Source organism: Rhodococcus sp. MALMAid1271 (assembly GCF_049195265.1).
Lineage (GTDB): Bacteria > Actinomycetota > Actinomycetes > Mycobacteriales > Mycobacteriaceae > Rhodococcoides.
In genome coordinates this window covers 147025-159027 of record NZ_JBMIRQ010000090.1, presented here as the reverse complement: position 1 = coordinate 159027, position 12003 = coordinate 147025, and the positions used below count along the sequence as shown (strand labels likewise).

The following is a 12003-nucleotide window of genomic DNA, read 5'->3' as shown; positions in this document are numbered from 1 at the left end:
GGGTTGCCCGCCTCCCGCATGCCTTCGTTATTCAACATTCGTAGAACCAACACCCGATCCGAGGAACGCCCATGCCAACCCTCACGCCCCACGCAATCGACCACGCCTTGTCGCTGCCCACCGAAGACGAGATCGCACAGGTTCGCGAGATCGTCGACGCCGCCGGACTCGTCACCACCACAACCAGATTCGTCTACGTCGGACTGGAAGAACCGGACAAGGCCGAGCTGTACGTCGCCGAACCGACCACCCGACGTACGTTCCGAGTGCTGCTGCACGACATCTCGACACCCGATGCCGTCGACCTGCGAGTGTCCATCGACGACCGTCAGGTGATCGGCTCCACCCGCCTCGACGCGGTCCGTGACGGCCAGATGCCGGTGCTGGACGAGGAATTCGAGCTCGTCGAAAATGTCCTCTCCACCGACCCGGACTGGCTCGCCGCCTTGGCCGCCCGCGGACTGGACGTGGCCGATGTTCGCGTGGCACCCCTGTCGGCAGGCGTGTTCGACTACCCGGGTGAGCACGGCCGACGCATCCTGCGCGGCCTGGCCTTTCGGCAGGACTACCCGACCGATCACGCGTGGGCCCATCCCATCGACGGGCTGGTCGCCTTCGTGGACGTGATGAACCGAACGGTGGACAAGGTGGTGGACCTGGGAGTGGTTCCCATCCCGGAGGAGTCCGGCAACTTCGACGATCTGTCCGTCACCGGTCCGCTGCGCACCACACAGAAGGCGATCGAGATCACCCAACCCGACGGACCGAGCTTCACCGTTCGAGGCAATCACGTCGACTGGGAGAAATGGTCGTTCCGAGTCGGTTTCGATGTGCGTGAGGGCCTGGTGTTGCACCAGATCGGGTTCGAGGACAACGGTAGGACTCGGCCGATCATCCACCGCGCCTCGATCGCCGAAATGGTGGTCCCCTACGGAGACCCGTCACCGGTACGGTCCTGGCAGAACTACTTCGACACCGGCGAATATCTGGTGGGACGGTACGCCAATGCACTCGAACTCGGATGCGACTGCGTCGGAGACATCACCTACTTCGACGCCGTGATCGCCGACGAATTCGGCAACCCGAAAACTCTGCGCAACGCCGTGTGCATGCACGAAGAAGACTTCGGAGTGCTGTGGAAGCACACGGACCTGTGGTCGGGCTCGTCCGAGACCCGACGCCAGCGTCGACTCGTGATCTCCTTCTTCACCACCATCGGCAACTACGATTACGGCTTCTTCTGGTACCTGTACCTCGACGGCACCATCGAATTCGAGGTCAAGGCAACAGGAATCGTCTTCACCTCGGGACATCCCGGCGGCGACTACCCCTACGCGACGGAGATCGCGCCCGGCCTCGGGGCTCCGTGCCACCAACATCTGTTCAGTGCACGACTGGACATGATGCTCGACGGCAGCGGCAACTCGGTCGAGGAGATCGAGACCCGCCGAGTGCCGATGGGGCCGGACAATCTGCACGGCAATGCCTTTGCGCTGCAACACACCCCGCTCACCACCGAATCCGAGGCGCAGCGTGTCGCGGACGGCACGGTCGGCCGCGTCTGGCACGTCACCAACCCGAACTCGATGAGTCGGCTCGGAAAGCCCGTCGGATACACGCTGCACCCCGAAGGTCAGCCGCTGCTGTTGGCGGACGACAACTCGTCGATCGCCCGCCGAGCAACGTTCGCCACCAAGCATCTCTGGGTGACGCAGTTCGACCGGAACGAACGCTATGCCGCAGGCGATTTCGTGAACCAGCATCATGGCGGAGCCGGGCTGCCGGCATTCGTCGCCTCGGACCGCAGCCTCGTCGACGAGGACATCGTGCTCTGGCACACTTTCGGGCTCACCCACTTCCCTCGACCGGAGGACTGGCCGATAATGCCGGTGGACTACACCGGGTTCAAGCTCAAGCCTGCAGGATTCTTCGACCGCAACCCAACCCTCGATGTACCCAGGACGACGTCGACCCACTGCGCCTCCTCGAGCTGCGAGAGCGGTGAGACCGATGTCCGCTGACCGATCGAAGGCAAAGGCCGGTGCTCTACGTGGATCCATCGGAGTCGTCGGCATCGTGTTTCTGGTCATCGCCGCTGCGGCGCCGCTGACCGCCATCGGCGGAGCCCTGCCGGTGATGATCGCGACCGGCAACGGAGCGGGCGCTCCGCTCGCCTACATCGTCGCGGCCATCGTCCTGCTGATCTTCAGCGTGGGCTACGCGGCCATGAGTCGCCACATGGTCGACACCGGCGCGTTCTACGCCTACGTCGAGAAAGGGCTGGGCACAACGATGGGCCTCGGTGCCGCGGGTCTGGCGCTGTTGACCTACACCGCCATTCAGGCCGGCATCTACGGCCTCGCCGCATCGACCGTCGACAGCCTGGTCGTGAAATACGGTGGGCCCGATCTGCCGTGGTGGCTGTGGGCGCTCGGCCTCGTCGCGATCGTGGCGCTGCTCGGCTACCGCAGCATCGATCTCGGTGCCAAGGTGCTCGGCGTGCTGCTGGTACTCGAGATCGGCATCATCGTGATCCTGTCGATCGCAGTGTTCGCCAAGGGCGGCGCTGCCGGTATCGACGTCGAATCGTTCACTCCCTCGGCCTTCTTCAGCGGATCGCCCGGAATAGCCCTGATGTTCGCCATCGCATCGTTCATCGGATTCGAAGCCACTGCGATCTACGGTGAGGAAGCGCGCAACCCCACGCGAACCGTGCCGATCGCAACATACGCCGCAGTCGTGACCATCGGGCTGGTGTACGCGGTGTCGAGCTGGGCCGTGGTGCTCGCCTTCGGCAGCGCCTCCGTCGCGCAGGCGGCCGCCGACGACACAGCGGGATTGACCTTTGCCGCTGCCGCCCAGTACTTGGGCCCGATGTCGGCGGACATCATGGAAATCATGTTGGTCACCAGTCTGTTCGCCGCCCTGCTCGCGTTCCACAACGCAATCGGTCGGTACGTGTTCGCACTCGCCCGCAAAGGCGTCGCCCCGTCGATGTTGGCGCGAACCCACTCCAGGCACGGCTCCCCGCACATGGGATCGCTGTTCCAGACCGTCTCGGCAGCAGTGGTTCTCGTGATCTTCGCAGTAGCAGGAGCGGACCCGGTGTTGCAGCTGTTCACCTGGATGTCCGGACTGGCCACCGTGAGCATCCTGGTTCTGATGATCCTGACCGGCGGTGCGATCATCGCGTTCTTCCGTCGATCGAACGTGGACAAGCGCACCTGGCACACCGTGGTTGCCCCGGCGCTGGGAACCGTCGGACTGGTGGCGATCCTCGCCCTCGTGCTGGACAACTTCACGCTGCTCATCGGCGGTTCCGGAGTGCTCGCCGCCCTGCTGTTGATCGTTGTCGTGGCGTTCTTCGCCGGAGGTACCGCAATAGCGAAGGTGACCGGACGCAGAACCGTCGACAGCCGCCGCGATCTCGAGCCGACAGGCTGATACCGGTGGTCATGACGGTACTGATGGCGCTCGGTGCAGTGGGTGCTGTCCTGCCACTGCTCGGACGTCGCGACCACGGTGGGCGGGTTCGGTGGGCTCACCTGGTCATGGCCATCGTCATGGCCGCCATGGTGGTATTCGGCATGGATGCGACCATCGCGATTCCGGCGAGTGTCGCGCTCGTCGTCGCGGCTCTGTATGTGACCGGCGAGAATTCGCTGCGGTCTCCGCCGCGTCGGTCCGGTCCGTGCGTCGTCGACCTGACCTGCATGGCCGTCCTGCTGTTGCTCGTGCCCTCGATCCATACCCATTCGGCAGCCGAGGCAGGTGCCGCGAATGCGGTGCATCGCCACGGGGTAGGTCTCGACCCGGGGCTCGTCGTACCGGTTCTGCTGGTCGCATGGATCGGTCTGACTCTCAGCATGTTTCACCGAAGCCGCTCGGGACGCCGGGCCACGGCCGGTTCCCTTCTCATGATCATCGGGATGGCGCCCGCCGTATTCTGAAGTCACTACCCAGGAGACAACAATGACTACAGCCGACATCGTCTATCGCAACGGCACCGTGTTCGTCGTGGACCCGGACTTCACGATCGCAAGTGCTCTCGCAATTGCCGACGGCATGATTCTGGCCGCCGACCGTGGTCGGGGGTGTTGAGGTCTTCCGCGCCGCCACCGGGCTCGGCCACTGAGCGAGGGCGCATCTGACCCAGAATGTGTGCGCGCAGCGACATGTTTGTGCCCACCGATTCGGTCACTGTTGTGGCAACGGTCACAACAGAAAGAGGTAGCGCATGTCGACTGACTACGTCGTAGTGGGAGCAGGCTCAGCGGGAAGCGTCATCACGCGGCGGCTGCTCGATGCCGGGCACACCGTCCATGTCCTCGAGGCAGGTCCCGTCGATACCGACCCGGCGATTCACTCACCTCAGGGCTGGCCGACACTGCTGGGCGGGCCGCAGGACTGGGGATTGTTCACCACTGCGCAGAAGCATGCCAACGATCGCCGGATCTTCTGGCCCCGCGGGCGCGTACTCGGAGGCAGCTCGTCCCTCAACGGAATGATCTACGTGCGAGGACATTCCAGCGATTACGACGGCTGGGCGTCCGCGACCGGTGATCTCGGATGGGCCTGGGATAACGTCCTGCCGCTGTTCAAGCGTTCGGAGTCCCATGAGCTCGGTGCCAACGAGTTCCACGGCGGCGACGGGCCGCTGCCGGTGTCGATCATGGGCACCCCGCACCCGCTGGCAGCGGCCTTCGTCGATGCGGCCGTCGAGCGCGGCCACAAGCTGATCGACGACTTCAATGCCGACGAGATGGTCGGTGCAGGCTACAACCACACCACCACCCGCGACGGTGAGCGGATGAGTGCCTGGAAGAGCTTCGTCGGGCCGGTGTCGGACAACCCCGATCTGACCGTCACCACCGGAGCTCTCGTGCATCGGGTGGTGCTCGAGAACGGACGCGCGGTCGGAATCGAATACAGCTGCGGTTCGGTGCTCGAGCGGGCGTTCGCCGATCACGAAGTGATTCTGTGCGGCGGTGCCCTCGGATCTCCGAAGGCATTGCTGCTCAGTGGAATCGGGCCAGCGGCGCACCTGGCCGAACTCGGAATCGACACGGTCGTCGACCTGCCAGGTGTGGGCGAGAATCTGCACGACCACTTGCTGCTCAGCAATATCTACGAGTCGATCGAACCCCTCCCCGCGGGGACGAACAATCTGCTCGAGGCACAGCTGTACGCCCGCAGCACCGGCTGGGCCGGCGCAGCCCCCGATCTGCAGCCACTGTTCATGCACATCCCGTACCCGGCCGACGGGTACCCGGTGCCCGAGAACGGCTACACGATCGCGCCCGGCATCGTCGCTCCGCGCTCGCGCGGCACGCTCCGGTTGGCGTCCTCGGACCCGAGCGAGCTACCGCTGGCGGACCCGAACATCCTGGCCGATCCGTACGATCTCGAAGCGATGGTCGACGCCGTGGAGATCTGCCGCGAGATCGGTGCCTCCGACGCGTTCGCGCCGTGGCGTAAGTCCGAGGTGGTCCCGGGACCGAGCGCTCGCACTCGCGACGATCTGCGGGCCTACGTTCGGCAGACCGCCGGTACGTATCACCACCAGGTCGGTACCTGCAAGATGGGGGCGGACTCGGATGCCGATGCTGTTGTGGGAGCTGATCTTCGGGTACGCGGCGTCGCCGGGCTGCGGGTCGCGGACGCGTCGATCATGCCCACCGTGCCCTCGGGAAACACCAACGCACCGTCCATCATGGTCGGGGAGCGGGCCTCCGATCTGATCCTGGGACGCTAGCCCGAACAGGTGTGGCGGCGGGGTACGCGGTCCCCGCCGTCACCCGGCCCGGTACTCGCGAGGAGGCACACCGTACGCCTCCTTGAACAGTTTCGAGAAGTTCGAGGAATCGATCAAACCGTGACGCGCACAGATGGTTCCGATGCTGTCGCCGGCGAAGCGGGGGTCCCGCAGATCGCGGTGGCATCGATCCAATCGCCTGGATCTGATCCAGCCCGCTACCGTGCGACCGTCGGACTCGAAGAGTTTCTGCAGGTAGCGCGTCGAAATATGCAGGCGCGCAGCGAGAGACGCCGTGGACAGTGAGGGATCGGACAGGTGCGACTCGACGAGGGCCTTGGCCTCGATCAGCAGGGTCGAGCCTCGAGCCTCGTGCGGCGCTGCGTCGTCGAGCGCGGCACCGAGGAGGTCGAGTACAGCGTGCTCGAGCATCGGCGTGGTGGGCAGAGTGCCGTCGAGAGCGTTACGGCGCAGGGTGTGCAGAAACGGCGAGACCAACGCGCCCACTCCCTGGGCACCTTCGATGCGCCGCGCCGCCACGGTCGTCAACTCGCGGGCGTCGATGCGCAGTTCTCGACGCGGGAACATCACGACGAACATCTCGAAATCGCCGGAGAAATGCAGTTCGTACGGCGCGCTGGTGTCGTACACGGCGAAGTCGCCCGGATTCAACACGGCCTCACGATCGTTCTGTACGAGGGTGCCGGAGCCCGTCAGCTGTAGGCCCACCTTGATCAGTCCGGGGTCGGATCGCCGGATGGTCGCGCGGGTGCGCCTGACGTCGACCTCTCGGCCGGTCACCTCACTGAGCTGCAGGGTCCCCAGCGTCGACGACACCAGCGTGCCTTCGAACGACGACGGCCCGGTGGACACAGCGTCGAGTGGCACGAACGCCATCGAGACGTTCTCGCGCCATTGCTCGAAACTCTGTGCCACCGGGCTCATGTCATACGGCTGGGCGGTTGTCGATCAGCCTGCGGGCTTTGCCGATGGAACGCTCCAGCGCAGCCGGTGCGAGGACATCGACCGCAACGGACACGCCGATGCGATCCTTGACCAGCTTCTTCAGCGTCGCCGCTGCTGGTGCATGGCTGTCGAGTGACGCCTCGGGACGGGCTTCGACCAGAACCGTCATCGAGTCCATGCGCCCGGCGCGTTCGAGCACACACTGGAACTGCGGTGCCAGAGCGGGGACGGTCAGAATCAGCTCCTCGATCTGCGTCGGGAAGAGGTTGACGCCGCGCAGAATGATCATGTCGTCGGTGCGGCCGGTGACCTTCTGCATCCGACGCATTGTGCGGGCGGTTCCTGGCAGCAGCCGGGTCAGATCGCGGGTGCGGTAGCGGATGATCGGCATCGCCTCTTTGGACAGGGACGTGAACACCAACTCACCCTCCTCACCATCGGGCAGCACTTCGCCGGTCACCGGGTCGATGACCTCCGGGTAGAAATGATCCTCCCAAATGTGGAGCCCGTCCTTGGTTTCGACGCATTCCATCGCCACACCCGGTCCCATCACCTCGGACAGGCCGTAGATGTCCACGGCGTCCATGTCCAAGGTCTTCTCGATCTCCTTGCGCATCTCCTCGGTCCACGGCTCCGCGCCGAAGACACCGGTGCGCAGTGAGGTCTTCGCCGGATCGATGCCCTTGGCGACCATCGCGTCGACGATCGTGAGCATGTAGGACGGAGTGACCATGATGGCGTCGGGCTCGAAGTCCTCGATCAGCTGGATCTGCCGATCGGTCATGCCGCCCGACATGGGGATGACCGTGCATCCGAGACGTTCCGCGCCGTAATGCGCCCCGAGTCCGCCGGTGAACAGTCCGTATCCGTAGGCCACGTGCACCTTGTCCGATGGCTTGACGCCGGCTGCGCGAAGGCTGCGCGCGACGAGGTCCGCCCAATTGCCGATGTCGTTCGCGGTGTAGCCGACGACGGTGGGACGACCGGTCGTGCCCGAGGACGCGTGAATGCGCGAGACCTGGTTCTGCGGAACTGCGAACATGCCGAACGGATAGTTCTCGCGCAGATCGGCCTTGGCGGTGAACGGGAACTTCGCGAGATCCGACAGGTCCTTCAGATCGGTCGGATGTACCCCGGCAGCGTCGAAGGCCTTCTTGTAGTGCGCGACGTTGTCGTAGGCGTGCTGCAGAGACCACTGCAGTCGTTGCAACTGGAGAGTGGAGATCCGATCTCGCGACGCGAATTCGATGTCGGGGGTGTCTGTGGGGGCGGACAGCACACTGGTCATGATTGCTCTCTCGTATCTCTCAGGCGTCGAAGTCGACGGTGACGGTGTCGCTGACGGGGAAGGTCTGGCAGGTGAGCACGAAGCCGGCGTCGACTTCGTTTGCTTCGAGCGCGTAATTGCGACGCATGTCGGCCTCGCCGGAGGTGACCTTCGCCCGGCACGTGCCACACACTCCGCCCTTGCATGCGAACGGCAGATCCGAGCGCAGCTGTTCGGCCGAATCGAGGATCGACTCGTCCTGAGGTAGTGCACCTTTCACCTCGCGGCCGTCGAGGATGATCGTGACCTCACTGCTCGGGCCGGTGATACCCGGCTCACGGTGCTTCTCCTGAGGCGGGGGTACGTCGTCGACGTAGAACAGCTCCGCGTGGATGCTGGCCTTGTCCACGCCCAGGTCCCCGAGAACCTGCTGGGCATCGGTGACCATTCCGAACGGGCCGCACAGCCAGAAATGATCGATGTCCGGGGTCGCGACGACGGTGTCGAGAATCTCGCGTAGTCGTTCGGCGTCGAGTCTGCCGCTGAACAGTTCGACCTCGCGAGGCTCCCTGGACAGCACATGGATGACGTCCAATCTGCTGCCGTATCGGTCCTTCAGATCGGCGATCTCCTCGGCGAACATCACCGTTCGAGTCCGCCGATTTCCGTAGAGCAGAACAACTTCGGCGTCCGGGTTGGCGAGGACCGAGGCCGCGATCGACAGCATCGGGGTGATGCCCGAGCCCGCGGCGATCAGGACGTGCCTGCCTGCCTCGGTGGGATCGGCGTGAAACGAGCCGGTCGGGCCCTGGACGTCGATACGGTCACCGGCCTTGACGTCGTGGACCAGCCAGGACGAGAACAATCCGCCGGATACTTCCCGGACACCCACACGAGGGCGCGTGCCGACCGGTGCGCAGATGGAGTACGAGCGACGGTGCTCGACGCCGTCGACGGTGCGGCTGAGCATCAGCGATTGGCCGGGCTTGAAGTCGAACTCCGCGCGCAGTTCCTCGGGCACCTCGAAGGTGACGGCCACGGCGTCGTCACACAGCGACTCGACGTCTGCGACCGTCAGCGTGTGAAAGGGCTTGTTCCGCAGTTTTTTCTGCGCGGGCTCGGCAGTGACGGTCATCAGATTTCCTTCACGTGGTCGAAGGGCTCGAGGCAATCGTCGCACCGGTATTGGGCCTTGCACAGCGTCGCGCCGAATTCGGATGTCAGACGGGTATCGGTGGAACCGCACAGCGGGCAGGTGAGCTGCCGCGGCTTGACGGTGAGGGTGAGGGGAACCGGCCCGGACGCGCGGGACGGCGCCGGACCAGGGGTGGAATAGCCGGTCTCGCGGAGCTTGCGTAGGCCGTCTTCGGAAATCCAGTCGGTGCTCCACGGGGGAGACAGGCTGGTGACGATCTCGACGTCCGGGTAGCCGTGGTCGATGAGCTTGTGCTCGATGTCGTCGCGCATCGTGGCCATCGCCGGGCAACCCGAGTACGTCGGGGTGATGGTGACGAGCACGCTTCCGTCCTCGCGGACTTCGACGTCACGCAGCACGCCGAGATCGTCGAGGGTGAGCAGCGGCATCTCGGGATCGAGCACGGTGGCGGCGATCTCTCGTGCCGTTCGTTGCAGTGTGGTCACCAGACTCCCTCCGGATGCGCCCTGGCCACGACCTGCATCTCGGCGATCAGTGGTCCGAATGCTTCGGTGTGGATGCCGCGTCGTCCACCGCGGCCGCCGATCGTGCCGACCGACCTGCCCTCGGGTGCTTCGAGTTCTGCGGCGTGTAATACCTGTGCCAGAACGGAATCGAATTCTTCGCGGACTTCGCGCGGATCGACGGCGACACCGACCTTCGCGAGTGCGATCTCCTCGTCCGTGGGGAGGAACAGCTCGCCGATGTACGGCCAGATCCGCGACACGGCCTCACGGACACGTCGCTTCGATTCGTCGGTGCCGCAACCGAGGGTGACGACCCAACGGGCCGCGTAGTCACGGTGGTAGGTCAGCTCTTTGACACCCTTGTTCGCAACTGCGGCGAGAACGGGATCGCGGGACTCGGTCAGACGAGCGAACACGGCCAGACGCCACGTCGAGAACACCAGCAGGCGAACCTGCGATTTCGCGAAGTCGCCGTTGTCGAGCTCGGTGAGCCGTACGTTGCGGAAGTCTGCCTCGTCTCGGAAGAACGCCAGCGCGTCCTCCGACGGTGCGGGCGAGGTATCCGAGACGAACGGCACGGTCGTGCGATCCGCAGCAGCGGCACGCGCCAGCAGCAGCCGTGCCTGCCCGAGCAGGTCGAGGCCGACGTTGGCCAGAGCCACTTCCTCTTCGAGTTCCGGCGCGCGCGTGCTCCACTCGGCCAAGCGCTGCGAGCTGATCAGCGCATCGTCGCCCAGCATGAGGCAGTACGCGGCAAGGGCTTCGAGGTCGACGTCATCGGGGACGGTGGTGTCCACACCTGCGAGCGGGTCGTCGAAACTCGTCCCGAATGCCCACTGCCCGTGCGAATCCTCGTCGACGAGGCCTTCGTAAGCGTTGTCGTGATCAGTCATCAGTGCTTGTCCTCTGGGAAGTGGGTCTTACATGTGGGGGACGTTGTCGGGGATCTCGTAGAACGTCGGGTGGCGATAGACCTTGTCGCCGCTCGGCGCGAAGAACGGATCCTTTTCCGACGGCGACGATGCGACGATCGTGTTGGACGGGACGACCCAGATGCTGACGCCTTCGTTGCGACGGGTGTAGACGTCGCGCGCGTGCCGCAGTGCCATGTGGTCGTCGGCTGCGTGGAGTGAGCCGACGTGTACATGGTTCAGGCCGCGCTTGCCCCTGAGAAATACCTCGTACAAGGGCCAATCTGCTTTGACTGCTTCCCTTTTCGGCTCGACCGGGACGTTCTCGGTGGGGACTGCGCCGTGGCCGCCTTCGGCGGTGCTCGGGTACTTTTCTTGGCTCCTCATGATGCTGCGTTCCTCTGTGTTTGCTGACGGGCGGCGAATGCGGTCGCGGCCTCGCGGACCCATGCTCCGCCGTCGTGGGCTGCTCGACGGTTCGCGATGCGTTCGACGTTGGCGGCACCGTTACCCTTGATCACCTGCATGAACTCGGACCAGTCGGGCTCGCCGAAATCATGCGCCTTGCGTTCTTCGTTCCACTTCAGGTCCGGGTCGGGAAAGGTGACGCCCAGCGCCTTCGCCTGCGGGATGGACATGTCGACGAAGCGTTGGCGCAGTTCGTCGTTGGTGTGCCGCTTGATGCCCCACTTCATGGACTGCTCGGTGTTGGGTGACTCGTCGTCGGGCGGGCCGAACATCATCAGAGCCGGCCACCACCACCGGTTCACCGATTCCTGAACCATGGCACGCTGTTCGTCGGTGCCGCGCATCATGGTCGCCAGCAGTTCGTATCCTTGGCGCTGGTGGAACGACTCTTCTTTGCAGACGCGGATCATCGCTCGCGCGTACGGACCGAAGCTGCTGCGACACAAGGGAACTTGATTGCAGATCGCGGCACCGTCGACCAGCCAGCCGATGGTGCCGACATCGGCGTACGTCAGGGTGGGGTAGTTGAAGATCGAGGAGTACTTCTGTTTGCCCTCGATGAGCTTGACCGTCAGGTCGGCGCGGTCTGCTCCGAGTGTCTCCGCGGCAGAGTAGAGGTAGAGGCCGTGACCGGCTTCGTCCTGCACCTTGGCCATCAGGATCGCCTTGCGTCGCAACGACGGTGCGCGGGTGAGCCAATTGCCCTCGGGTTGCATGCCGATGATCTCGGAGTGCGCGTGCTGAGCGATCTGGCGAATGAGCGACTTGCGGTAGCCCTCGGGCATCCAGTCTCGCGGCTCGATGCGCTGTTCGCGGGCGACGGTCTCGTCGAACTCGTCCTGCAGCGTCTCGGTCGACAAGGTGGTTGACGTGGTCATAAGTCCTACTTTCATTACCGAATGATCGGTTGGTAACCAGTATGCATCGAAGTGACGCCCGGCACAAGTGCGGCGAGAGCGGCTGCGCCGCACGTG

The 12003-nt window shown here is 64.6% G+C and carries 12 protein-coding genes; 5 read left to right on the top strand and 7 right to left on the bottom strand.

Going from position 1 to position 12003, the window contains the following annotated elements; translation table 11 throughout:
- Positions 1-71 precede the first annotated feature (71 nt).
- The 5 genes from ACOQFP_RS13985 to ACOQFP_RS13965 all read left to right on the top strand — a co-directional run bounded on the left by ACOQFP_RS13985 (position 72) and on the right by ACOQFP_RS13965 (position 5755).
- Positions 72-2021 carry a primary-amine oxidase gene (locus ACOQFP_RS13985; protein ID WP_421584653.1) on the top strand — a complete coding sequence of 650 codons (1950 nt, stop codon included), beginning with the start codon at positions 72-74 and terminating at the stop codon, positions 2019-2021.
- Positions 2011-3444, top strand: coding sequence for an APC family permease (locus ACOQFP_RS13980; RefSeq protein WP_341243493.1), 1434 nt, complete (start codon positions 2011-2013; stop codon positions 3442-3444). Before ACOQFP_RS13985 ends, ACOQFP_RS13980 begins: the two co-directional genes overlap by 11 nt.
- A gap of 5 nt (positions 3445-3449) precedes the next feature.
- Complete coding sequence (locus ACOQFP_RS13975; protein WP_421584652.1) at positions 3450-3950, top strand: hypothetical protein; 501 nt, start codon at positions 3450-3452, stop codon at positions 3948-3950.
- Between the two features lie 22 nt (positions 3951-3972).
- Entirely contained in the window at positions 3973-4101 is a 129-nt protein-coding gene (locus tag ACOQFP_RS13970) for a hypothetical protein (RefSeq protein WP_274610986.1), read from the top strand.
- A gap of 136 nt (positions 4102-4237) precedes the next feature.
- On the top strand, positions 4238-5755 hold the full coding sequence (locus tag ACOQFP_RS13965) for a GMC family oxidoreductase (RefSeq protein WP_421584651.1): 1518 nt from the start codon (positions 4238-4240) through the stop codon (positions 5753-5755).
- 39 nt (positions 5756-5794) lie between these two features.
- Here ACOQFP_RS13965 and ACOQFP_RS13960 read toward each other — a convergent pair whose 3' ends face one another.
- The 7 genes from ACOQFP_RS13960 to paaA are packed head-to-tail and all read right to left on the bottom strand — an operon-like array spanning position 5795 to position 11907.
- On the bottom strand, positions 5795-6700 hold the full coding sequence (locus tag ACOQFP_RS13960) for a helix-turn-helix domain-containing protein (protein ID WP_206491109.1): 906 nt from the start codon (positions 6698-6700) through the stop codon (positions 5795-5797).
- Position 6701: 1 nt separating this feature from the next.
- Positions 6702-8009 carry a phenylacetate--CoA ligase PaaK gene (gene paaK / locus ACOQFP_RS13955; RefSeq protein WP_341243490.1) on the bottom strand — a complete coding sequence of 436 codons (1308 nt, stop codon included), beginning with the start codon at positions 8007-8009 and terminating at the stop codon, positions 6702-6704.
- 19 nt (positions 8010-8028) lie between these two features.
- Positions 8029-9123 (bottom strand): 1,2-phenylacetyl-CoA epoxidase subunit PaaE, encoded by a 1095-nt coding sequence (gene paaE / locus ACOQFP_RS13950; protein ID WP_206491107.1) that lies wholly within the window; start codon positions 9121-9123, stop codon positions 8029-8031.
- Positions 9123-9632 carry a 1,2-phenylacetyl-CoA epoxidase subunit PaaD gene (paaD, locus tag ACOQFP_RS13945; protein WP_206491429.1) on the bottom strand — a complete coding sequence of 170 codons (510 nt, stop codon included), beginning with the start codon at positions 9630-9632 and terminating at the stop codon, positions 9123-9125. Before paaD ends, paaE begins: the two co-directional genes overlap by 1 nt.
- A complete protein-coding gene (paaC, locus tag ACOQFP_RS13940; RefSeq protein ID WP_206491106.1) occupies positions 9626-10543 on the bottom strand; it encodes a 1,2-phenylacetyl-CoA epoxidase subunit PaaC in 918 nt (305 codons plus the stop codon). The genes paaD and paaC overlap by 7 nt, the downstream gene beginning before the upstream one ends.
- A gap of 27 nt (positions 10544-10570) precedes the next feature.
- Positions 10571-10948, bottom strand: coding sequence for a 1,2-phenylacetyl-CoA epoxidase subunit PaaB (paaB, locus tag ACOQFP_RS13935; protein WP_206491105.1), 378 nt, complete (start codon positions 10946-10948; stop codon positions 10571-10573).
- Positions 10945-11907: a 1,2-phenylacetyl-CoA epoxidase subunit PaaA gene (gene paaA, locus ACOQFP_RS13930; RefSeq protein ID WP_421584650.1), complete on the bottom strand. Its 963-nt coding sequence runs from the start codon at positions 11905-11907 to the stop codon at positions 10945-10947. Before paaA ends, paaB begins: the two co-directional genes overlap by 4 nt.
- Positions 11908-12003 lie beyond the last annotated feature (96 nt).